General features: G+C 73.0%; 12 protein-coding genes (1 of these 12 cut by a window edge). 8 read left to right on the forward strand and 4 right to left on the reverse strand.

What is annotated here, in order from left to right; all coding sequences use genetic code 11:
* On the reverse strand, positions 1 to 12701 hold the start of the coding sequence (locus AABA78_RS26035) for a non-ribosomal peptide synthase/polyketide synthase (RefSeq protein WP_338266800.1). It extends 16432 nt beyond the left edge of the window; the window shows 12701 of its 29133 coding nt (coding positions 1–12701); its start codon is at positions 12699 to 12701; its stop codon lies beyond the left edge, outside the window.
* 104 nt (positions 12702 to 12805) lie between these two features.
* The gene (locus tag AABA78_RS26040) at positions 12806 to 13423 is read right to left on the reverse strand and encodes an outer membrane beta-barrel protein (protein ID WP_338266803.1); all 618 of its coding nucleotides are present in this window, start codon (positions 13421 to 13423) and stop codon (positions 12806 to 12808) included.
* Positions 13424 to 13679: 256 nt separating this feature from the next.
* Here AABA78_RS26040 and AABA78_RS26045 point away from each other — a divergent pair, with 256 nt between their 5' ends.
* Positions 13680 to 15014 carry an amidohydrolase gene (locus AABA78_RS26045; protein WP_338266804.1) on the forward strand — a complete coding sequence of 445 codons (1335 nt, stop codon included), beginning with the start codon at positions 13680 to 13682 and terminating at the stop codon, positions 15012 to 15014.
* Between the two features lie 111 nt (positions 15015 to 15125).
* Entirely contained in the window at positions 15126 to 15611 is a 486-nt protein-coding gene (locus AABA78_RS26050) for a hypothetical protein (protein ID WP_338266805.1), read from the forward strand.
* A gap of 6 nt (positions 15612 to 15617) precedes the next feature.
* Here AABA78_RS26050 and AABA78_RS26055 read toward each other — a convergent pair whose 3' ends face one another.
* On the reverse strand, positions 15618 to 16076 hold the full coding sequence (locus AABA78_RS26055) for a YaiI/YqxD family protein (protein ID WP_338266807.1): 459 nt from the start codon (positions 16074 to 16076) through the stop codon (positions 15618 to 15620).
* Positions 16077 to 16357: 281 nt separating this feature from the next.
* Here AABA78_RS26055 and AABA78_RS26060 point away from each other — a divergent pair, with 281 nt between their 5' ends.
* The 5 genes from AABA78_RS26060 (at position 16358) to AABA78_RS26080 (ending at position 21779) form a co-directional block, all read left to right on the forward strand.
* Positions 16358 to 17524, forward strand: a complete 1167-nt coding sequence (locus AABA78_RS26060; RefSeq protein WP_338266809.1) for an NAD(P)/FAD-dependent oxidoreductase — start codon at positions 16358 to 16360, stop codon at positions 17522 to 17524.
* A gap of 170 nt (positions 17525 to 17694) precedes the next feature.
* Positions 17695 to 18864, forward strand: coding sequence for a UTP--glucose-1-phosphate uridylyltransferase (locus AABA78_RS26065; protein ID WP_338266811.1), 1170 nt, complete (start codon positions 17695 to 17697; stop codon positions 18862 to 18864).
* A 27-nt stretch (positions 18865 to 18891) separates the two neighbouring features.
* Positions 18892 to 20271, forward strand: a complete 1380-nt coding sequence (locus AABA78_RS26070; RefSeq protein ID WP_338266813.1) for a hypothetical protein — start codon at positions 18892 to 18894, stop codon at positions 20269 to 20271.
* Between the two features lie 126 nt (positions 20272 to 20397).
* Positions 20398 to 20748, forward strand: a complete 351-nt coding sequence (locus AABA78_RS26075) for a hypothetical protein (RefSeq protein WP_171421878.1) — start codon at positions 20398 to 20400, stop codon at positions 20746 to 20748.
* 59 nt (positions 20749 to 20807) lie between these two features.
* A complete protein-coding gene (locus AABA78_RS26080; protein ID WP_338266815.1) occupies positions 20808 to 21779 on the forward strand; it encodes a metallophosphoesterase in 972 nt (323 codons plus the stop codon).
* 177 nt (positions 21780 to 21956) lie between these two features.
* Here the strand turns inward: AABA78_RS26080 and AABA78_RS26085 are convergent, their stop codons facing one another.
* Positions 21957 to 22661, reverse strand: a complete 705-nt coding sequence (locus tag AABA78_RS26085; RefSeq protein ID WP_338266818.1) for a TetR/AcrR family transcriptional regulator — start codon at positions 22659 to 22661, stop codon at positions 21957 to 21959.
* Positions 22662 to 22731: 70 nt separating this feature from the next.
* On the opposite strand from AABA78_RS26085, the gene AABA78_RS26090 reads away from it, so the two are divergent.
* On the forward strand, positions 22732 to 23616 hold the full coding sequence (locus AABA78_RS26090) for an SDR family NAD(P)-dependent oxidoreductase (RefSeq protein WP_338266820.1): 885 nt from the start codon (positions 22732 to 22734) through the stop codon (positions 23614 to 23616).
* The last annotated feature ends 294 nt before the right edge of the window (positions 23617 to 23910 follow it).

Genomic DNA, 23910 nt, shown 5'->3' on the forward strand with positions numbered 1-23910 from the left:
GGCCGGCCGGCGGTGAAGGCCTCATAGAGCGTGACGACCTCGCGGATGAGCACGCCGATGGACCAGCCGTCGGAGACGATGTGGTGCATCGTCACGAGCAGCAGGTGTTCGGTGTCCGCGAGGCGCAGCAGGCGCGTGCGCAGGAGCGGGCCGCGCGACAGGTCGAACGCGGTGCGGGCCTCCTCGCGGGCGCGGAGCAGGGCTTCGGCCTCGCGCTCCGCGGCGGGCCAGTCGCGCAGGTCCTCGACCTCCAGCGTGGCGTTCGCGGACGGGGCGATGACCTGGATGGCGTCGCCGTCCTGGACGCGGAAGACGGTGTGCAGGGCTTCGTGGCGGTTCATCACCTCCGCGAAGGCCCGGCCCAGCGCGGACACGTCCAGCGTGCCCTCCAGGCGCATGGCGGAGGGGATGTTGTAGAGCGCGCTGCCGGGCTCGTACTGGTCCAGGAACCACAGCCGCTGCTGCGCGAACGACAGCGGCAGGTTCCCCGTGCGGGGCACGCGCTGGATGACCTGGACGTCAGGCGTGGCTGGCGGCACCGCGCGAGGCTGCGCGCGCGTGGGTGCTCCCGTCGGGAGCGCGCCGGTCGCGGATCCAGGCGGGGGCACGGCTCCCGTCCGCGCGGAGGCATCCGAACGTGTCGTGAGGTTCGACGTGTCCGACTGGGACACGGTCCGGGTGCTCAGGCCGGGAGGCTGCACGGGGGCACGCCGTGAGGGCGTGATCAGCTCCACCTCTCCGTCGGCGCGGTAGCGGGCACGGCTGCCCGTGCCGTAGACGCGGGCTCCCGTTCCTTCGGGGGAGATGCGCAGGCGCGTCTGGGTCAGCTCCGGCGCCTTCCAGAAACCGAGCGGTACGGCGTCACCGCCCAGGAACAGCTCTCCCACCACGCCCACGGGGGCGCGGCGGCCGGAGACATCCAGCACGAAGCGCGTTCCGGGTGCGGTCGTCTCGTGCGGCTCCGGCAGCAACGGCGCGGGGGACACGATCCGCGCGGAGGTCGCGCGCTGAAGCGCCCGGGCGAGGTCCGACGGCAGGCCCTCCGAGTCGTCCAGCACCAGCGTGCGAACCTGCCCCAGCACGGCGGCGGCGTCCGGCAGCTCCGCGAGCGTCCTCGCGACCGCGACGGAGGCGCGCAGGTGGGGCGGCGGGCTCGTGCGCAGGAGGTTCGCGAGCATCCCGGCGCTGTCCACTTCGACGGTCGTGGGGGATGGACGCGGCGCCGTGTGTTCCTGGCTCTGCTGGCGCAGCACGTCCAGGTGCCGCAGACCCTCCAGCGTGATGTCGGGGGCGATGCCGAAGTCGATGAGGCAGGCCACCTCGTCCACGTCGGACTGGCGCAGTTGGTCGATGCGCGCGCGGAGCGAATCCGGGGTGCCGAAGAGGCCGCCCGCATCCAGGTAGCGCGACACGCCCTGTTGCAGGAGGGCCTCCATGTCCTGCGGCGTTAGTGAGCGCACGTCGAAGCCCGGGCCCTGACTGGCGACCAGGCCGTTGATCAGCTCCACGGAGCTGCGGAAGTAGCGCGTCAGCGGCTCACGCGCCTGGTGCTTTACGTCCTCGCGGCTGGAGGACACGAAGGTGTGGAGCATGAGCACGACGTGGCCCCGGCCGGGGTGGCCCGCCTTGCGACGCGCCTCTCGGTAGATGGCGACCTTTCGCTCCAGCTCCACGAAGTCCTGGCCCAGGCCCAGCACGTTGGTGAGCAGGCCCGCGCCCAGCTCGCCCGCCATCCGGAACGTCTCCGGGTTGAACGCGGCGGTGATCCACAGCGGCAGCTCCGCCTGCACGGGGCGGGGCCGGATGGCGATGTCCACTTCCACGCCCGCGCCGTTGGTGCGGCGCACGGTGCCGCCCTTCCACAGCGTGCGCACCTCCTCCACGCCGCGCCGCACGGCTTCCGGACGCTGGTGGAAGTTGTGGGGGGCGAAGACGAAGTCGTTCGCGTTCCAGCCGGTGGCGAAGGACACGCCCGCGCGACCGTTGGAGAGGTTGTCGATGACGGACCACTCCTCCGCGACCCGCAGCGGATCATGGAGCGGCAGGACGACGCTGCCCGCGCGCAGCGACACCCGGTCGGTGACCATGGCGAGCGCGGCGCTGGTCGCGGTGGGGTTGGGGTAGGGGCCGCCGAAGTCGTGGAAGTGGCGCTCGGGCGTCCAGATGGCGCTGAAGCCGTGGGTGTCCGCGAACTTCGCGCCGTCGATGAGCAGCTGGTACTTCTTCCGCCCGGACGCCTCCGCGTCGTTGGCGAAGTAGAAGAGGCTGAAGTCCAGCGACCGCTTCGACGCGGCGCCCTCCCGCCGCACGGGGGACTGGGGCATGGACCGGGGCGGCAGCACCACCGGGAGTCCCCGGGACAGGGCCCAGAGCAGCTCCAGGTCCGCCGGGTCGGTGAGCCCGTCCGACGTGCTCAGCCACGACTCTCCAGGCCTTGCATCCACGCGCGCATCCAGCGCGGCCAGCCGGTGGACGAGGTTGCGGTGGCTCAACATCACGCGGGGGCGTGAGGCCTCCGTCCCCTCACGCGCGAGGCACGCAAGGCCCTCCACGTCCACGCGGGTTGGTCCCCCCGACGCGGGGACCCGAGCCGCGTCCTCGCCATCGAGTCGAACGACGGGCCCCGTCACCCCGGGAGGAAGCGGGAGTGCACCGGAGGTGACGAGCACGGGCGGTGCTCCGTCGTTCCCCAGCGACGACAGCTCCCCGAGCCCATCTCGCGACACCAACGCATACGCGCCTCCAGCCGCGAGCACGCCCCACAGCGCGACGGCGCGCTCGGGGGACGGCTCCACGCACACGGCGACCGGGACACCTGGCCCCACGCCGCGCGCCTTCAACTGTCCCGCGAGGGCCAGGGCCCTCTGTCGCAGACTCCGCCACGTCAGCACCGCGCCGTCCTGGTGCACGGCCACCGCGTCCGGCGTCTGCTCCGCGCGGGCCTCCAGCAGCGCGGGCACCGACGCGGCGTCGGCCGCGCGCGGCTCCGGGCTCCGGGCCCTCGCCGGCATCACGTCCAGTGACAGCCGCGACAGCGGCTTCTGGGGCGACGCGACGGCGTCGGAGAGCAGCGCCTCCAACTGCGACAACAGCCGCACGATGGTGTCCGCGTCGAACAGGTCGACGGCGTACTCCAGCGTCCCGGAGAAGCCCTGCGCGTCCTCCCGCATCAGCAGCGTGAGGTCCGCCAGCGACGTGCCGTACTGCGCGGGCAGGCCGGTGACGTCGAAGTAGCCCAGCCGCAGGCCAGGGAACTCCACGATGGGCGCGGACACCCCCTGCGCGTGCAGGAGGAAGATGGCGTCGAACAGGCGGCCCAGCGACGCTTCCTCGCCGGGCTCCAGCTCGCCCAACAACTGCTCATAAGGCACGTCCGGGTTCGCGAACGCCGCGAGCGTCGTGTCCCGCACGCGCAGGGCCAGCGTGCGGAAGTCCGGGTCGCCGTCCACGTTCGTGCGCAGCGCCAGCGCGTGCGCCACATAGCCGATCTGCGGCTCCAGCTCCGGGCGCGTTCGGTTGCCGATGGACGTGCCCACGACGATGTCCTCCTGGCCCGAGCACCGGGCCAGGAGCGCCGTGAAGCCGGCGAGCAGCGTCATGTACGCGGTGAGCCCTTCACGCTGGCTGAACGCGTTCAGCGCGACGCCCAGCTCCGGCGGGAAGGCGAACGAGTGCCGCGCGCCCCGCCGCTTCGCACCCGGGATGCGAGGCCGGTCCAGCGGCAGCGACAGCGCCCCCGGACGTCCGGCCAGCTTCATCCGCCAGTACGCCTGCTGATCCGCGAGCGTGCCGTCGGCCAGCGCCTGCCGCTGCCAGAGCGCGAAGTCGAGGTACTGGATGGACAGCTCCGGCAGCGGCACGGACACGCCGTGCACGAAGCCGGTGTAGAGCGCCACGGCCTCGCGGATGAGGTTCACCAGCGACAGCGTGTCCGCGACGATGTGGTGGATGGTCACGAGCAGCACGTGCTCCGTGTCCGCCAATCGCAGCAGGCGCACGCGCACGAGCGGACCCCGGTCCAGCGCGAACGGCGCCGCGGGCTCGATGCGCGCGAGGCGCAGGGCCTCCGCCTCGCGGTCCCCGCTGAAGCCGCGCAGGTCCACCACCGGCAGCGACACGCGCACCTCCGGCAGCAGGCGCGGCACGCCCCGGCCGTCCTCCTGGACGAAGACCGTGCGCAGCGATTCGTGGCGGCGGATGACCTCGTTGACGCCGCGCTCCAGCAAGTCCGGCCGCAGCGCGCCGGAGATGCGGACCGCGAGCGGCTCGTTGAACAGCGAGCTGCCCGGCTCCCGCGCCTCCATCTCCCAGACGCGCTCCTGCACGTACGACAGGGGCAGCTCGCCCGTGCGGGGCCACGGCTGGATGGCCGTTCCTGAACCTTGCGCTTCCTCCTCCTGCGTGACGGAGCGTCCCTCCGCCAGGAGCCGGGCCTCGATGCGCTCGGCGAGGCCCGCGATGGTGGGCGCCTCGAACAGGTCGCTCAGCGGCACCTGCGTGCGGAACGTCTCGCGCAGCCGCGTGAGCAGCTGCGCCGCCATCAGCGAGTTGCCGCCCAGGTCGAGGAAGTTGTCGTCCAGGCCGACGTCCGTGAGGCCCAGCCGCTCGCGCCACAGCTCCGTCAGCTTCAGCTCGATGTCACTGAGGTTGGACGGCGCGGACACCGCCACGGGCACCGCGGGCACCGGTGCCGCCACGGGCATGACGGCCACGGTCGGTGCTTCCGGCAGGGGCAGCGCGGGCCGGACGTCCAGGTGGACCCGCTCGGCTTCGAACGGGTAGCCCGGCAGCGACACGCGACGGCGCGGACCGTGGGCGTGCAGCACGTCCCAGTCCACCTTCGCGCCCATCCGCCACAGCGAGCCCACGGACTCCAGCAGCGTCTGGAGGTCGGACGTGGACGTGCCCGAGCGGCGCAGCGACGGCACCGCCATGGTGTCCTGCACCGCGCGCAGCTTCAGCCGCGCGAGCGCCGTGAGGCCCTGATCCGGACCGGCTTCGATGAGCAGCCCGTGGCCTGAGTGCAGCAGCGTGTCCAGGCCCGCGGCGAAGCGCACCGGCTCACGCATCTGCCGTGCCCAGTAGCGCGGCGACGTGGCCTCCTCCGGGAGGATCCACGTCCCGGAGAGGCTGGACACGTAGGGCAGGGCAGGGGCCTTGAGCGGGATGGCCGACACGGCCCGCTCCAGCTCGGGCATCAGCGGCTCCACCGCGCGCGAGTGGAACGCGTGCGACGCGGCGAGGCGCATCACGCCCACCTTCCGGCCCGCGAGCGTCCGCTCCAGCGCGGCCAGCGGCTCCCGCGGTCCGGACACCGTGCACCGGTCCGCGCCGTTGTGCGCGGCCACCTCCAGCGCGGCGGGGAGCAGCGGCGCCACGTCCTCCGGGGACAGCCCCACCGCGAGCATTCCGCCCGGAGGCAGCCGCGTCATCAGCTCGCCGCGAACCACCGCGAGCCGGAGCGCGTCCTCCAGCGACATCACCCCCGCGAGGTGTGCAGCCGCGTACTCGCCGAAGCTGTGGCCCAGCAGCGCGCCGGGCTTGAACCCCAGCGCCATCCACCACCGCGCCAGCGCCACCTCCACGGCCAGCAGCGCGGGCAGGGCGTAGCGGGGCTCGGAGAGGGCCGCCTCCGCGCGGGCCTCCTCACCGGCGGCGGGGAACAGCACGGACCGCAGGTCCTGCGTCAGCCCCACGGACGGGAGCAGCGCGAGGATGGACTCCAGCGCGTCGCGGAAGCGCGGCTCGGCGTCGAACAACTCGCGGGCCATGCCCACGGCCTGGGCTCCCTGGCCCGGGAAGAGGAAGGCCACGCGGTGCGCGGGCGGGGCGTCCACGTCGCGCACGGTGGACGTCGGGCCCGGCTTGCGCAGGGCCTCCACGAGCCCGGTGACGTCCTCCGCGACGACCGTGCGGCGCACCTCGAAGCCCTTGCGGCCCGCGTTGCGCGTGAAGGCCACGTCCTCCAGGTCCACGTTCGCGCGGACCTCCAGGTGGTCGGCCAGCTCCCGCGCCACCGTCTCCAGCGCGCCGGGCGTGCGGGCGGACAGCGTGACGAGCTGCCGTGAACGGCGGGCGCTGGGAGCCGGCTGCCGCGCGGGCGCCTCCTCCAGCACGACGTGCGCGTTGGTGCCCCCGATGCCGAACGAGCTGACGGCGGCGCGGCGCGGCTGCCCGTTGCGCTCCCACGGCCGCAGGGCCGTGTTCACGAAGAAGGGGCTGCGCGCGAAGTCGATCTCCGGGTTGGGCTGCTGGAAGTGGAGGCTGGGGGGCAGCTCACCGTGATGCAGCGCGAGCACGGCCTTGATGAGGCCGGCGATGCCCGCCGCCGTGTCCAGGTGCCCGATGTTCGTCTTCACCGAACCCAGCGCGCAGTACCCCGTGCGCTGCGTGTGCGCTCGGTAGGCGCGCGTGAGGGCGGCCACCTCGATGGGGTCGCCCAGCGCCGTGCCCGTGCCGTGCGCCTCCACGTACTCCACGCTGTCCGCGTCCACGCCCGCCGCCGCGAGCGCCCGCGCGATGACCTCGCTCTGCCCCTGGATGCTGGGCGCGGTGTAGCTGACCTTCGCCGCCGCGTCGTTGTTGAGCGCGGAGCCCTTGATGACCGCGTACACCCGGTCCCCGTCGCGCACGGCGTCGGAGAGCCGCTTGAGCACGACGACGCCCAGGCCGCTGCCCAGCACGGTGCCCCGCGCCTTCGCGTCGAACGCGCGGCAGTGTCCGTCGGGGGAGAGGATCATCCCCTCCTGGAAGAGGTAGCCCGTGCGCTGCGGCAGCGACACCTTCACCGCGCCCGCCAGCGCCAGGTCCGACTGCCCGGTGCGCAGGGACTGGCAGGCCAGGTGCACCGTGACGAGCCCGGTGGAGCAGGCCGTGTAGACGTTGAGGCTCTCGCCGCCGAGCTTCAGCTTGTAGGCCGTCTTGGTGGCCACGTTCTCGCCGCTGGTCGTCCCCAGCGCCTCGAACAGCGAGGCCGGGTCCTTGCGCGTCTGTCCCAGCAGGGACAGCAGGTGCACGCTGGAGCTGCCCGCGCCCGCGTACAGCGAGACGGGCGCGGCGATGCGCTCCGCGTCGTAGCCCGCGTCCTCCAGGGCGTTCCACGCGCACTGGAGGAACAGGCGCTGCTGCGGATCCATCCACTGCGCCTCGCGCGGGGACAGGCCGAAGAAGGCCGCGTCGAACGTGTCCGCGTCCTCCAGCACGCCGCCCGCGGGGACGAAGTCCGGGTGGCTGCGCAGCGCGTCCGGGAACAGCGGCGACGGCTCCAGTTCCTCGTGCGTGAAGCGGGTGATGGACTCCACGCCGTCGCGCAGGTTGCGCCAGAAGGCGTGCACGTCCGGAGCGCCCGGGAAGCGTCCCGCCATGCCGATGATGGCGATGTCGCCGGAGCTTCCACCGGGGCCTTCACGCGGGGCCTGTGGCGGGGACGTGGGGCCGGGAGGCGGAGGCACGTCGCGCTCCAGCCTCGCGGCGAGCTTCGCGACGGTGGGGTGCTCGAAGAGGTGGGTGACGGGGACGTCCCGGCCCAGGGCCTCGCGCAGCTGCGTGCTGGCCTTCACCACCAGGAGCGAGCCTCCGCCCAGGTCCTCGAAGAAGTGCGCGTGCAGGCCCACGCGCGGCACGTCGAGCACGCGCGCCCAGACCTCGGCGATGCGCTGCTCCAGCGCGGAGACGGGCGCGGCGAAGGGGGCGTCCGGCGCGGACTTCGGGGCGCTGGGGGCAGGCAGGGCGTTGCGGTCCAGCTTGCCGCCCGAGGTAAGTGGCAGCGCGTCCAGCCGCACGTAGGCGGACGGCACGAAGGCGTCCGGCAGCCGCTCCTTGAGGAAGCGCCGCACGGCGGTGACGTCCAGGGACTCGTCCGCGACGAGCCACGCGGTCAGCCGCGTCTCGCCCGCGTGCTCGCGCGGGAGCACCACCGCCTGCCGCACGCCGGGCACCTGCGCGAGCGTGGCTTCCACTTCACCCAGTTCGATGCGGATGCCGTTCACCTTCACCTGCGCGTCGCGGCGGCCCAGGAACTCCAGCCGACCGTCGGACAGCGTGCGCACGCGGTCGCCCGTGCGGTACAGGCGGGCGCCGGGCTCGGGGGAGAACGGATCCGGGACGAAGCGCTCGGCGGTGAGCGCGGGCCGCTCCAGGTAGCCGCGCGCCACGCCGGGGCCTCCCACGTACAGCTCGCCGGGGACGCCCACGGGCACGGGCTCCCCGCGCGCGTCGAGCACCGCCACGCGTGCGCCCGGGATGGCGCGGCCGATGGACGGACGCGCGGGCGTCACGTCCAGGTCGATGGTGGCGCAGACGGTGGCCTCGGTGGGGCCGTAGGCATTGAGGAAGCGCCGGCCCGGTTTCCAGCGCGATGCGAGCTCCGGCGTGCACGCTTCGCCCACGGAGGCCACGGCCTCCAGGAGGGGCAGCGCGGACGGATCCAGTGGCGCCAACGACGTGGGCGTGGCGGTGAGGGCGGTGATGCGCTCGGAGGCGAGGACCGACTGCAACGGCGGCCCCGGCAGCAGGGACTCCGCGGGCGCGAGCACCAGCGTCGCGCCGGACAGGAGCGTGGAGAAGACCTCGCTCACCGACGCATCGAAGCCGATGGACGCCAGCTGCAACAGGCGGCTTCCGGGGCGCAGGCCCAGCGCGTCGCGCGTGGCGAGCGCCGTGTTGCACAGACCGTGGTGCGCCAGCAGCGCTCCCTTGGGCGTGCCGGTGGAGCCGGAGGTGAAGATGACGTAGGCGAGGTTCGCGGGCGTGACGGCCGAAGCGGGGAACAGCGGCAGCTCCGGCCGTGCCTCCAGCGCCGCGCGGTCCGCGTCCACAAGGACCAGCAGCTCGCCCTGCGACGCCAGCCGGTCCGCCAGCGACTCGTCGCTCAGCAGGACGGACGCACGGGCCTCGCGCAGCATCGCCTCCAGCCGCGCGGGAGGCTGGGCCGGATCCAACGGCAGGAAGGCACCGCCCGCCTTGAGCACACCGAGCAGCGCCACCACGAAGTCCGGGCTGCGCTCCAGGTGCACGCCCACCACCGCTTCAGGACGCACTCCCGACGCGACGAGGTGGCGCGCGAGCTGGTTCGCACGGGCCTCCAGCCGCGAGTACGTCAGCGTCGTGGTGCCGAGCGCGACGGCGATGGCGTCCGGCGTGGCGCGGGCCTGCGCTTCGAACAGGCGGTGCGCGAGGTCCGGGGCCACGGCGGGCCCGGTGGGGCGCCACGCCTCCAGCACCTGGCCCCGGGCCTCCGGAGTCCACAGGGGCAGCGCGGAGATGGACCGCTCCGGATGCGCCGCCGCACCGTCCAGCAGTGCCTCCAGGTGCCCGAGCATCCGCGCGACGGTGTCCGCGTCGAAGAGGTCGGTGGCGTACTCGCACAGCAGCTCCAGGCCTTCGCCGGAGTCGGTGACGGAGAGCGTGAGGTCGAGCTTGGTGGCGCCCGTGTCGCCGAGCGTGCTGGTCATCGTGAGGCCGGGCAGGCGCACCGGTCCGGACGCGGCGTCCTGGAGGACCAGCTTCACCTGGAAGAGGGGCGCGTGCGCGAGGCTGCGCTCCGGGTTGAGGCCCCGCACCATCGCGTCGAAGGGCAGGTCCTGGTGCGCCCACGCCTCCAGCGCTGCGCGGTGGTCGCGGCGCAGCAGCTCGCGGAAGGACGGCGTTCCGGAGAGGTCGCCACGCAGCGGGAGCTGGTTGACGAACAGGCCCACGATGCCGGCTGTCTCCGGCCGAGAGCGGTGCGCGGTGTCCACGCCCACCACCAGGTCCTCCTGGCCGGTGTAGCGGTGCAGCAGCACCTGGAGGCCCGCGAGCAGCGCGACGAAGGGCGTCGTGCCTTCACGCGACGCCAGGGCCTTCACCCGCTCCCACGCGGCCTGCGTCAGCCGGTGCACGCACTGGGCGCCCCGGTACGACTGCACGCGGGGCCGGCGGCGGTCGCCAGGGAGGTCGAGCACGGGAGGCGCACCGGCCAGCTGCTGGCGCCACCAGCCGAGGAGATCCTCGTGCCGCTCACCGCGCAGCCAGTCGCGCTGCCATGCCGCGTGGTCGGCGTACTGCAAGGGAAGCTCGGGCAGGGCAGGGGCACGGCCGGAGGAGAAGGCCGCGTAGGCCTCCGACAGCTCCCGCACCAGGACGCGCATGGACCAGCCATCCGCGACCAGGTGATGCACGGTGAGCAGCAGCCAGTGCCGCGCGGGATCGAGCTTGAGCAGCGTCACCCGGAGCAGCGGGCCCTGGGCGAGGTCGAAGGGCCGCCGTGCCTCGTCGCGCGCCAGCTCGTGGGCAGAGGCCTCGCGCGTATCGCCGGGCGACGACGTGAGGTCCACGAGGGACAGGGGCAGCGTCAGGTCCGGATGGATGCGCTGGCCCGGCTCGCCGCGCGTCTCCACGAACACGGTGCGCAGGGACTCATGGCGGCGCACGAGGAACTGGAGGCTGCGCTCCAGCGCGGAGACGTCCAGCGTCCCGTCCAGTCGCGACACGACGGGGACGTTGTAGAAGGCGCTGCCCGGCTCCAATCGGTCCAGGAACCACAGGCGTTCCTGCGCGAAGGACAGTGGCATGGACTCCGCGCGAGGCACGCGCACCACCTCCGGACGCGGCACCGCGCGCACGGCCGTCGCGTCACGCACCAGCTCCGCCACGCTCGCGCCGCGCAGCAGCGCCTCCATGGGAACGGGCACGCCCAGCGCCTGTTCCAGCGCATGCGCCAGCTCCACGGCCGCCAGTGAGTCCAACCCGTAGTGGGTGAGGGGCGTCTGGACATCCAGCTCCTCCACCCGAGCACCCAAGCGAGCCGCCACCCGCGCCAGCACGCGGGCCTCCAGCTCCGAAGGCGCACCGCGCGCGACTGAACCGGCCGTCGCGGTTGAGTGCCCCGCATGCTGCTCGCGGGCCTCCGGCTCCGAATGCGCACCGTGCGCGACGGATCCGGCTGTCGCGGTCGCCGCGCTTGCGTGCGGCTCGCGCGGCTCCTGATGCGCGCCGTGCGCGTCCGACTCGGCCAGTCCAACCGCGCGCCATGCGTGCAGCTCGCGCAGCCCTCCGGCCAGGAACGCCTCTCGCGTGGTCCGCCGCTGCACCTTGCCGCTGGACGTCTTCGGAAGGCTCCCGGGCTCGATGAGCACCACCGCGTGGGGCCTCACCTCATGCCGTGACGCCAGCGCTCCCCGGATGGCGCCCAGCACCGGGGCCGCGTCTCCGTCCCACCTGCGCGGGTCCACCTCCTGCACCACGACGAGGTGCTCCTCGCCGTCCACCTCGACGCCGAAGGCCACGCCGCACCCGGGCCTGAGCGCGGGGTGGCTCTCCTCCACCACCACCTCCAGGTCCTGCGGGTACAGGTTGCGTCCCCGCAGGATGATCAGGTCCTTCGCGCGCCCCGTGACGTACAGCTCCCCCGCGTCCAGGAAGCCCAGGTCCCCGGTCCTGAGGAATGGCCCGTCTCCCTGCCCGGTCCGCGCCTGGAACACCCGCGTGGATTCCTCCTCGCGCTGCCAGTAGCCCCGCGCCACGCTGGGCCCCTTCACCCAGACCTCGCCCACCTCGCCCGGCGGGAGCACGCGGCCGGTGTCCGGCTGCACGATGCACAGGGTCTGATCCGGCAGCGTCGCGCCGCAGCCCACCAGCGTCCGGGCCGTGCGCTCCGGAGCGCGTGCCTGGCCCGCCTCCAACAGGGCCTCGTCCACGTCGCGCAGGACGGGCGCGGCCTCCTTCGCTCCGCCGGAGACGATGAGCGTCCCTTCCGCCAGGCCGTAGCACGGATAGAACGCCTCGCGCCGGAAGCCGTGCGGCCCGAAGGCCTCCGTGAAGCGCGCCAGCGTGTCCGGACGGATGGGCTCCGCGCCGCAGAACGCCACCTCCCAGCGGCTCAGGTCCAGCCCCTCCCGTTCCGCGGGCGGGATGCGCCGCACGCACAAATCGAACGCGAAGTTGGGCCCGCCGCTGATGGTGCCGCCAAAGCGGGTCAGCGCCTCCAGCCACGCGCGGGGCCGCTTGAGGAACGACAGCGGGGACATCAGCGCCGTGTGGAAGCCCTGCGCCAGCGGCACCAGCACGCCGCCAATCAGCCCCATGTCGTGGTACGGCGGCAGCCAGATGACGCCCACGCTGTCGTCGCGCGTCTGGAAGGCGCGGCGGATGGCCGTGAGGTTGTGCAGCAGGTTGCCGTGGCTGAGCATCACGCCCCTGGGCGTCCCCGTGCTGCCGGACGTGTACTGGAGGAAGGCCAGCGTGTCCGCCGTCACGTCCGGCCGCTTCCACGCCGCCGCGTCGCTCGCGTCCAGCGCGTCCGTCGCCACCCACTTCAGCGCGCGCAGCTCCGGCGCGTCCGTGAAGAGGAACTCCGCCATCGACAGGATGACGGACGTGGTGAGCACCACCGTGGCGCCGGAGTCCGCGATGAGCGCGCGCAGGCGGGGCAGGGTGCGCTCCAGCCGGGACGGATCCGGCGGATACGCCGGCACCGCCACCAGCCCCGAGCATACGCACCCGAAGAACCCGGAGAGGTAGTCCACGCCGGGCGGGTAGAGCAGCACCGCGCGCTCCCCCGGCGCCGCCAGCGACTGGAGCGCCGCCGCGATGCGGTGCGCCCGCGACGCCAGCTCCGCCCGGGTGAGCGTCACCTCCGCGTCGTCTTCCAGGAAGGTGTAGAGGCGCGGATCCGGATGAAGGCGGCTTCGCTCGTCGAGGAGATCAATCAGGGTGACGGTCATGGGAGCGGGGGGGCGCGGTGGTGTCGGGGAGGCACCCGCGCCTGGGCGGAGGATACCTCAGGACCCCGGGTCCACCTCGGATCCGCCCTCCCGTCAGGCGGGCCTCAGTAGCTGCCCCCAATCATCAGCAGGCCCGTGTAGCGGCCCTCGCCCGCGCCCCTGTCGGGGACGGGGGAGAAGTCCTGACCGAAGAGGAAGCTGTAGCTGCCGCGCACCTCGGCCGTGAGGTGGGGGTTGATCTTGAAGCGCACGCCCGCGCCAACGGGTGCGTAGCCCCCTGTATCGTTGATGAACTCGTAGAACATCCCCGAGCGCACCGAGTACTGCTCGAACCCGATGCCCCCCAGCACGTAGGGCTGGATCCGCGTGGGGGTGAAGCCCAGCGTGAGGGCCGCCTGCCCTCCGTTGCGCACGATGTCCGGGTTGCCGAAGGACGAGTCCCCCGTGATGGACAGGTTGCTGGTGCCGCCGCTGTAGCCCGCCTCCACGCCCAGGTAGTCATTGGGGCGGTAGCCCAGGACGACGCCATAGGACGGCCCGGGTTCCAGGTTGGGCGCGAGCTTGCCCGTATAGCCCTCCACGCCCAGCCCCAGCAGGAAGTAGGGCCCCTGCCACTCCCCCCGTGCCAGCGGCATGGGTTCGTCCAGGGGAGTGTCCTGGGCCCTCGCGGCGCCCCCCGTCAGCCCCACCAGGCAGAGCCCCAGTGCGATGCGTCGCCTCATGACCGCTCCTTCCATGTGTCGTGTGCGCAGCCAGAAAGTGGTCCACGGGGGAGGGGCGGACAACGAACGGACAGGCGGTGCCCCGCAGGCACACCGCGCCCCGGCGGGCAGGGCGTGCGGCGAGCGAAACCAGGCCCCCGTCCGCCTCCCTGCCCCATCCCCCTTGTGAAGTCCGGCACGCGGCTTCCACCTTGAGTCGGACCGGACGCCCCCGAGACACCTCCCCCCGCGTGTCCGGGCCCTGGAGCGCACCGCCATGAACGAAGCCGACCCCACCCCGCCCGTCCCGGGCACGTCCGTTCCTTCCGGCCTCAAGGCCCGCGCCCGCCACGTCCTCCAGCACCTGGACGCGGTGCTGCCGGACGTGGACGCGCTCTACGTGGACCTGCACGAACACCCGGAGCTGTCCGGCCACGAAGCGCGCACGGCCTCCGAGGTGGCCTTGCGCCTGGAGGCGGAGGGTTACGAGGTGACCCGCGACGTGGGCGGCCACGGCGTGGTGGGGCTGTTGCGCAACGGCGACGGGCCCACGGTGCTCCTGCGCGGGGACATGGACGCGCTGCCCGTGGAGGAGAAGACGGGGCTGCCGTACGCCAGCCGCGTGCGCACGGAGGACGGCGGGCCGGTGATGCACGCGTGCGGCCACGACGTCCACACCGCGTGCCTCGTGGGCACGGCGGCGGTGCTGGCGCGCTCGCGCGACGCGTGGCGCGGCACGGTGATGGTGGTGGGGCAGCCGGCGGAGGAGACCCTCCAGGGCGCGCAGGCGATGCTGGACGCGGGGCTCTACGCGCGCTTCGGCACGCCGGACGTCGTGCTGGGCCAGCACACCGCGCCGCTGCCGGTGGGCACCTTCATGCACCGCGAGGGCGTGGCGATGATGGGCTCCGCGCACGTGCGCCTGCGCCTCTTCGGGCGGGGCGCGCACGGGGCGCAGCCGGAGCTGTCCGTGGACCCCGTCGTGCTGGGGGCCAGCGTGGTGATGCGCCTGCAGACCATCGTGTCGCGCGCGCTGTCGCCGCTGGAGCCCGCGGTGGTGACGGTGGGGGCCTTCCAGGCGGGAAATCGCGCCAACGTGATTCCGGAGGAGGCCCTGCTGGAGCTGACGGTGCGCACGGAGGACGCCGGGGTGCAGGACCGCGTGCTCGCCGCCATCGAGCGCATCGCGAAGGGCGAGGCCGCGGCTTCGGGCGCGCCGAAGCCTCCCCAGGTGGAGGTGCTGGAGCGCACGCCAGTGAACCGCAACGACCCGGAGTTGCTGGGCCGCGTCCGGGACGCGCACGCGGAGTGGTTCGGGCGCGACGCGCTGGTGCCGGGCGTGCTCGGCACCGCGAGCGAGGACTTCCCCTTCTTCGCCCGGGGGCCGGAGCACCCGGTGCCCACCGCGTACTGGTACATGGGCATCACGTCGCCGGAGGCCTGGGAGGCGGCGCCGGGCACGACGCCCCTGGAGAAGGTGGCGCACCTGCCGGGGCCGCACTCCGGCCACTACGCGCCGGACCGCGAGGGTTCCCTGCGCAGCGGGTGCGAGTCACTCACCGTGGCGGCGCTGGCGTGCCTGCACGGGGGCAGCGCCTCCGTGGACCATTGAAGCGGCCCCGGCCTGGAGCGGAGCCGCTTGCCCGGTGGGTCCCCCGTCGCTTGCCCCCGACGCAAGTGCCTCCACCTTGAGTGGCGGACGACACTTCTGGAGGACACCCCGATGAAGCTTCCGCTCATGGCCTCGCTGACCGCGCTCCTGCTGGGAGGCTGCGCCACGCAGACGGCCGCGGTTCAGCAGCAACCGCCGTCCGAAGCGTTCGCCACCGACGAGATGTCCTGGGACGCGCAGGAGTCCCCGCGCACGCAGGAGATGTTCCGCACCCACGGCATGAACTTCTACGGTGACGTGGGCGCCGATGCCCAGGCCTCCGCCGCGGCCACCGACGGCACGGGCATCCCGAAGTCCTCGAAGCCGGAGGACTTCCAATGCGTGGACGTGGACACGCTGGGGACGGGCGGCTCGGGGAGCATCGACACACGCAAGGTGGATCCGCTGGCCCCGGAACCCGCCCCCTCCCAGAGCGAGGGGGCCCGGCTGGACATCACCCCGGACGGGTGGCACCGCAACAAGGGCATCGGGACGAGCCCCGTGGCTCCGTCCACGGGCACGCCTCCGGAGGAGGGCAGCGGCGGCGCCGGCCATTAGGTGCGTTCAGCCCTGCTGCTTCACCAGCCGGGTCAGCTCCCGGTCCAGCGTGGCGGCGAACTGCTGGCGGTCCTGCTGAGAGAAGCCGCTGGGACCGCCGGTGGTGACGCCGCTGTCGCGCAGCTCCTGCATGAAGTTCCGCACCGACAGCCGCTCGTCGATGTTCTCCGGCGTGAACAGCTCCCCGCGTGGATCCATCACGACGACGCCCTTGGGCACGAGCAGCGCGGCCAGCGGGATGTCCTGCGTGACGGCCAGGTCGCCCTTCTGCGCGGACGTGGCGATGTGCCGGTCCGCCACGTCCAGCCCCGCGCCCACCTGCACCGTGGACACGTACGCCAGCCGCAGCAGCGCCAGGGGTTTGTTCGCCACGAAGACGATGGGCACCTTCACGCGCTGCACGGCGCGCAAGAGGATGTCCCGCACGGGCCCCGGACACGCATCGGCATCGACCCAGATTCTCATGGCTGCCATCCTCGCTGATTCCCCCGCCGGGGTCAGGCGGGTTGACGCGTCCATCGCCCGGGCTGACACGTCAGCGGCCAGCGCCTGACGTGTCCCGCCGCGCACGCGCCCGCCGCCCCGGCTCGTAACTCCAGACACGCCTTCGTCATCGAGGCGGGGGAGGCTGGTACGACGGGTGCAATGTGTCCGGGCCACGCCCATGCGCCCGACCCGCCGGACACCGTCGACATCCCTTGCTCCGAGCGGCTCGAGGTGAAGCCTCCGGGCGCGGCGGATTGAGCATGGACGGCACCCGGTATGACGTCGCCGTGTTGGGCGGTGGCCCTGCGGGAGCGGGGCTCGCGTTGGCGTTGCGCCGGCACGCGGACCTGCGCGTCGCCCTGTTCGAGCGCTCCACGTCCGAGCGCTTCCACCTGGGCGAGACGCTGCCCCCGGACAGCCGCCGGTTGCTCGCCCAGCTGGGCGTCTGGGACGCCTTCGCGCGCCAGGGCCACCTGCGCTCCACGGGCTCCTGTTCGCGGTGGGGGACCTCGTCGCTGGCATACAACGACCTTTTGCGCTCGCCGTGGGGCACGGGCTGGCACCTGGACCGCGCCCGGTTCGACCGGATGCTGGCGGACGAGGCCCTGCGCCATGGCGTGGACGTCCACAGCGGCACGGCGATCACCCGGTGGCAGCTGCTGGCGGGCGGAGGTCACCGGCTCTTCCTGCCGGTGGAAGGGGACGCGCCTCGCGGCTTCGTGGACGTGCGCTTCGTGGTGGATGCCACGGGCCGGAGCGCGGTCTTCGCCGCGTCGCAAGGCGCCCGCCGCCACACGGTGGACCGGACCCACGGCGTGTGCGGCACGTTGCCGCTCCATCCTGGCCGGGGCGTGGACGCGCTCTCGCTGGTGGAGGCGTGCGAGGACGGCTGGTGGTACTCCGCGCGGATGCCCGGCGACCAGGTCGTCTTCGGGCTCATGGGCGACCGGGACTCGCTCCACGGCCTCTCGCCGAGGGACCCCGAGGCGTGGCGGGCGCGGATGGAGCGCGCGAAGGAGACCCGCCAACGCCTGGAGGCGTGTGACTTCAGCGGCGTGTCCCTGCGCGCGGTGTCCGCGAACGTCGCCTGCCTGGACCGGCTGCACGGCGAGGACTGGCTCGCGGTGGGGGACGCCGCGTGCACGCTGGATCCGCTGTCCTCGCAGGGGACGTCCCAGGCCCTGCGCTCCGCGCCTCCCGCGGCGGAGGCGGTGATCCGCTTCCTCCAGGGGGACACCGCCGCGCTGCGCCTCCACGAGGTGCGGGTGCGGCACCAGTTCCAGGAGCACCTGCGCATCCGCGAGGGCTACTACCGCCTGGAGCGCCGCTGGTCCGCGGCCCCCTACTGGCGCAACCGCCAGCAGTCCCCCACATCGCTTCCTTTCGCCGCTGCCCCGAACCCTCCCTCCGTGGGGAAGAACGCATGACGTCCGGACGCCATCGACCTTCGCGCTACCTGCTCATCGCCGCGGGCCTGGCCGCGTTGGCTGGAGGGTTCGCGCTGGGCGCGTGCTCGGCGTGGGCAGGGCCACCGCCTGGCCCTGCGGCCGGCCCATGGGAGCGGCGTGCTTCGCCGGTCCCCCCTCCCCTGGGGACGATGTCCACGGGCGCCGGGCCACACACCTTCGCCGGTGTGAACACCGAGACCCAGGATGAAGAGCTGGACGATCCCAGGCTCCAGCGCGACGGCTTCGACGCGGCCCGCTTCAGGAGCCTGCTGGCCCGCTACCAACGGGGGGAGCTGACCGCGTCGCGTCCGCTCGAGGGCGTGGTCCGCCCGCTGCGCGCGGGTGACCTCCGGCCGCTCCCGGCCGAAGGCACTCCGGAACACGACGCGTGCCGGGCCCGGGGCGAGGAGGCCTTCCGCCAGGGACAGGTGGCGGCGCTCGTGGTGGCGGGGGGCGCCGGGACCCGCTTTGGCGGCAGCGTGAAGGGGCTCGTCCCCGTCATGGCCGGGCGCACCTTCCTGGACTTCAAGCTGGAGGATGCGCGGCGGTGGGGCGCGCGGGTGGGGCGGCCGGTGCCCGTGGCGGTGATGACGTCCTTCCTCACGCACGACGCCATCGCCGCGCACCTGGCCTCGGGCGGGTGGGGCGAGGACGTGCTGCTCTTCCGTCAGGGAATGCTGCCGAGGCTGACCCCGGAGGGCCGCCTGTTCCGCGAGGCGGACGGCCGGTTGTCCTTCGCGCCCTCCGGCCACGGCGACGTCTTCCGGGCCCTGCGCGAGAGCGGGGTGGGCCAGCAGCTCCGGCAGCGCGGCGTGCGGTACGTGGCCTTCTCCAACGTGGACAACCTGGCGGCCTCGCTGGACCCGGCCGTCATCGGGATGCACCTGATACTGGGTTGCGACATGACGGTGGAGGTCACGCCCCGCGCCAACCCCAGCGGAGCGCTGGACGCGGGCGCCGCGCCGGTGCGCCTGGCGGGCCGGCTGCAGCTGGTGGAGAAGGTGGACCCGGCGGCGCACCCCTTCATCTCCACGAACAACATCACCTTCTCGCTGGAGGCGATGCTGGACCGGGAGCTCACCATCCCCTACCGGGTGGTGCCCAAGAAGGTGGACGGGCTGCCGGTGCTCCAGTTCGAGCAGGTGACGGCGGAGGCCAGCAGCCTGACCGGGCCGGATGGCCAGCCGCTGCTGTCGGTGGCCTTCGTGGAGGTGGGCCGCATGGACCCCCTGACCAGCCGCTTCGAGCCGGTGAAGGCCCCCGACGACCTCCCCCGCGTGGCGAGGCGGCTGCAGCAGCGCCTGGGTGCCCTGCATTAGGCGGGAAGATTCGCTAGAAGCGGCGTCGTGCTTCCGGCGTCTCCCTCGTCCCGCCGCGACTTCGCGGCCTCGTCCCTCGCGCCCTGGCTGCTGTGCCTGGGGTTGTTCGGGGTCTACACCGGCAGCAAGGTGCAGATTCAGTCGGACTCGCTGTGGTCCATCCCCTCCGCGGCCAGCATCCTCCACGAGGGCAACGCGGACCTGGACGAGTACGCGCCCTCCTTCACGCCCGCGACCGACTACGCGCGAACCGCCTACGGCGGCCGCACGTACTACGAGTACCCGCCCGGGGTGATGGTCTCCGCGCTTCCGTTCCTGGCGCTGGCGGAGGCCGTGTTCTCCCTGGGGCGGCCGCTGCTCGAGCACCTGGGGACTCCGGGTGCGCGGGCGCTGGCTTGGCTGGAGTTGTTCCGGAGCACCGGCAAGGTGGACCTGGGCGCCTTCCACCGCACCGAGCAGCTCATCGCCTCGACATACGTATGCGCCGCCGCGGCGCTGCTGCTCATCGTGCTGCGAAGGCACGTGTCCGCGCGCGCCGCGCTCGTCACCGTCCTGCTCTTCGGGCTGGGGACGACGGCGTACTCCACCGCCAGCCGGGTGCTCTGGCAGCACGGGCCCGGGCTGCTGGCCATCGCGTGGGTCATGCTGCTGCTGGCGCGGCCCACGCAGGTCCCGCGCACCGCGTTCCTCGCCGGGCTCGCCGTCTCGCTCGCCTACGTGTGCCGGCCCACGCACTCCCTCACCGTGCTTGTCGTCACGGCGTTCTTCGTCCTGCGCTTCCGCCGGCTGCTCCTCGCGTACTTCGCGGGCGCGGCGCTCGTGGCGGTGCCGTTCTGCGGCTACAACCTCCATGTCTACGGCGCGCCGCTGTCGCCGTACTTCCGGAACACGCTGGACATCGTGGGGCCGCGCTTCCTCATGGCGCTGGCCGCGAACCTGGTGAGCCCGTCGCGGGGGCTGCTCATCTATTCGCCGTTCCTGGTGCTCGCCGGGGTGGGGTTCGTCCAGCGGTGGCGCAGCGGCGCGCTGGCGCCCTACGAGAAGGCCTTCGCCCTCATCGTGCTGTTGCACTGGGTGGCCATCTCGGCGTTCCCCATCTGGTGGGCAGGGCACTCCGTGGGGCCTCGCTTCTTCACCGACGTGTTGCCCTACCTTGTCTTCTTCCTCGCGTTCCCCGTGCAGCTCGCGCTGGACGCGCCCCGCCAGCATCGCGTCCTTTCGAGCGTGCTCGTGGTGACGGCCGTGTTCAGCATCCTTGTCCACTGGCGCGCCTCCATCACCTTCGACGTGCACATGTGGAACTCCTTCCCGGTGAACGTGGACAGCGCGCCGGAGCGCGTCTGGGACTGGAAGGATCCGCAGTTCCTGCGCGCCGTCCCGGCCCGCTTCCGGAGCAACCTCCGGTAGGGCAGGGGCTCTATCGCTTGCCTGCCTTGCAGGATGTGGCCGCTTCCGGGCAGCCAAGGGTCTTGGCGTGCGCCCGGGGCGCCTCCAGCTTTCCACCGGACCTTTCTGTTTCAAGGAGGCGGTGTCATGGCGAAGGCAAGGAGCAGGCTGCCGCGCGCGCTGGGCTGGTTCAGCGTGGGCCTGGGAATCACGGAGCTGCTGGGGGCGTGGAACCTGCTCCGGTTCTTCGGCATCTCGCGCGGGGACAAGCTGGTGCGCGGCTACGGCGCGCGGGAGCTGGCCGCGGGCGTGGCCCTGCTGGGCCCCGCGAAGAAGCGCCCGTGGCTGTGGGCGCGCGTGGCCGGTGACGCGCTGGACCTGGCGACGATGGGCAAGGGCCTGCGTGAGCCGGGCGTGCGCAGGGGCCGGCTCATCGCCGCCACCGGCGCCGTGGCGGGCATCACGCTGCTGGACATCTACGCCGCCGCCAGGGCGTAGGCCGGACGGGACGTGCGCTAGGCTTCCTCCTTCTTCGAAACGCGAAGGAAGGAAGCCACGTGCGTCCCGTTCTCCTGTCCCTGCTGCTCCTGCCCGCGCTCGCGGGTGCCGCCGCTCCGAAGCCAGAGGAGCGCTTCGTCTTCCAGGGCGTGGAGCGCATCGTCGCCGTCGCGGACGTGCACGGCGACGTGGACGCGCTGAAGGAGGTGCTCCGGCTGGCGGGCCTCATCGACGCGAAGGACCGCTGGATTGGCGGCAAGGCGCACCTGGTGCAGACCGGTGACCTGCCGGACCGGGGCGACCACACCCGCGACGCCTTCGAATTGCTCATGCGCCTGGAGACCGAGGCGCGCAAGGTTGGCGGCCGAGTGCACCCGCTGCTGGGCAACCACGAACTGATGAACATGCGCGGGGACCTGCGCTACGTCACGCCCGGCGAGTTCGCCTCCTTCGTGGATCAGTCCTCCACCGCCGACGGTCCGGGGGAGCCGAAGGGGCTGCACGGCCACGCCGCCGCCTACGCCGCGGACGGGCGCTACGGGAAGTGGCTGCGCACGCACCCCGCCGTCATCCGCATCAACGACACGCTCTTCCTCCACGGCGGCCTGGCCCCCACCGTCCCGGGCACCACGCTCGAAGAGGTGAACCGCTGGGTGTGGCAGGACCTGACGCCGGGGCAGCCGCCGGGCGGCGGCGTGGATCCCCAGGGTCCGGTGTGGTTCCGCGGTTACGCCCTCGAAGACGAGGCGAAGTGGGACGCGGGCCTCACGCAGGTGCTGGAGCGCTTCGGCGCCCGCCGCATGGTGATGGGCCACACGCCCTCGCAGGACGGCCGGCTCTCCGTCCGCTTCGGAGGCCGCGTCATCGTCATCGACACGGGCCTGAGCACCCACTACGGCCGCCACCTGGCCGCGCTGGAGCTTCGCGGCGACCGCCTCACCGCGCTCTATCCGGAAGGCCGGGTGCCGCTGCTCCCCGTGCCCAAGGCCGCGCCAGCCCCGCGCCCCGAAGCGAAGACGGGCACGAAGTAGGCGGCCCGCCGCCGGACACGCCCTTCGGTGGGCATCTATCCAGCTCCATCGAACGCAGGGAGCCGTGAGGGACCCGGGATGCGGACCCCAGGGAAGTGCCGGAGCGCTGCTCTGCCTGTGCGGCAGCCTGCTGGCGCGGCTGGTGCCGGGCGGGGCGGAGCTGAAGTGCCGCCGGTGTCACCGGACGCAGGTGGTGCCACTGGAGTCCGCGTCGGCGGCGGAGCCACGGCGGGGCGGTGCGCCCCGGGGACGCGCCGGGGACGGCTCCGGACGCAGGTAGCCAGTCGCCAGCGCGGCGATTTCGTCCACGAACGCATCGTCCTCCACGTAGTCCGGCCGCTCCGTCAGCGCCGTGTGGCACAGCGCCTCCACCGCGTTCACCAGGATGAAGACCGCCATGTCCAGGTTCCGGGGGCGCAGGTCGTCGAAGCGGGGCGCGAGGAAGGCCCGCACCAGCCGGTGCAGCCGCTGCGAATACACATCCGACAAGCCCCACTGCCGCATCCGCGGCATCAGCTCATGCAGCACCTGGTTCAGGCGCGGGTTCTCCCGCTTCACCGCGAGCACCTGCCGGATGAGCGCGCGCATCGCCACCGGAAGCGGCTGACCGGCCAGCGGCACCAGCCCCGCCTCGAAGTCCGCGAGCGTCCGCGCGCGGTGCTGCTCCATCAGCGCCGTCACCAGCCCCTCCTTGCTGGGAAAGTACTGGTAGAGCGACCCCACGCTCACCCCCGCCTCCTGGGCAATGCGGTTGGTGCTCGCGGCCTCGTAGCCATCCCTGAGCAGAACGCGAGCAGTCGCGGTGAGGATGGCGTCACACGTCGCCTGCGCCCGCTCCTGGCGGGGCGCCCTGCGACGGGAAGGCGGGGGACGGCGGGGCATGAGGCCTCCACGAGGGAATGTGAGCACCACGCGAGTTGAGAACGTGAGCGCTGGCTCACATTCTAACCCCATGCAAACGACCTCGTCCCAGTCCCCCGTTCGTCCCTCTGGTGCTTCACCCGCCCTCCGGGGCAACGCCTTCCCCTACGCGGGCCACCGCGCGCTCGTGACGGGCGCGTCCTCAGGCCTGGGGGAGGTATTCGCCCGCGAGCTGGCGGCGCGCGGCATGGACCTCATCCTGGTGGCCCGCTCCGAGGAGCGGATGCGCGCGCTGGCGGCGGAGCTGTCGAAGGCCCACGGCGTCCAGGCGGAGGTCATCGCGCTGGACCTGGGCCGCGAGGGCGCGGGCCGCGAGCTGCACGCGCGCTGCCAGGAGAAGGGGTTGCGGGTGGACCTGCTGATCAACAACGCGGGCTTCGGCATGCACGGGGCCTTCGACGCGGCGCCGTTCGCGCGGCAGCACGAGCAGGTGATGCTCAACGTCACGTCGCTGGCGGACACCAGCCACCTGTTCCTACCGGACATGCTCGCGCGCGGCGTGGGAGGCATCCTCAACGTGGCCTCCATCGCGGGCTTCCAACCGGTGCCGTACATGGCCATCTACGGGGCCACCAAGGCGTTCGTGCTGTCCTTCACGGAGGCGCTGTCGGAGGAGACGCGCGAGCGCGGCGTGCGAGTGCTCGCCCTGTGCCCGGGGCCCGTCCGGACGGCGTTCTTCGACGTGGTGGGCACCCAGCAGGCCGCCGTGGGCCCCATGGCGACGGCGGAGGAGGTGGTGCTGCGCGGCCTCAAGGCCCTGGACCAGGGCCGAGCGTCGGTGGTGCCGGGATGGCGCAACTGGCTGCAGGCCAACCTGACGCGCTTCACGCCGCGCTGGCTGGGCCTGCGTGTGGCGGGCGGGATGATGAAGCCGCGCGAGGCGACGAGCACGGGCGCCGCGCGGCTCGCGCCGTAGCAGCGGGCCTGTCCAGGACGGCGGCTGTTGTCGCGACACCTGCGGCGTGGCCGAATCCAGCGCGCCGAAGATCCGTGCGTCGGTGAGCTGGAGGAAGACCGGGCCGCGCAGGGCCCAAGCGCTGATGAAGACGAAGTTGAGACGCGGCATCGGCGGCTGGGGCTCCTTGCCGCCTTGGATCTGGAAGGACGGGGCGGACGAAGCCCGCCAGTTCCGGAGTGCTGAGTCCACGGAAGAGCACCATCGCCGGACTGACTCCCTGCTTCGTGTCGAAGGTCCTTCGTCGGCGCGAGC

Source organism: Corallococcus caeni, from assembly GCF_036245865.1.
GTDB classification, from domain to species: Bacteria; Myxococcota; Myxococcia; order Myxococcales; family Myxococcaceae; genus Corallococcus; species Corallococcus caeni.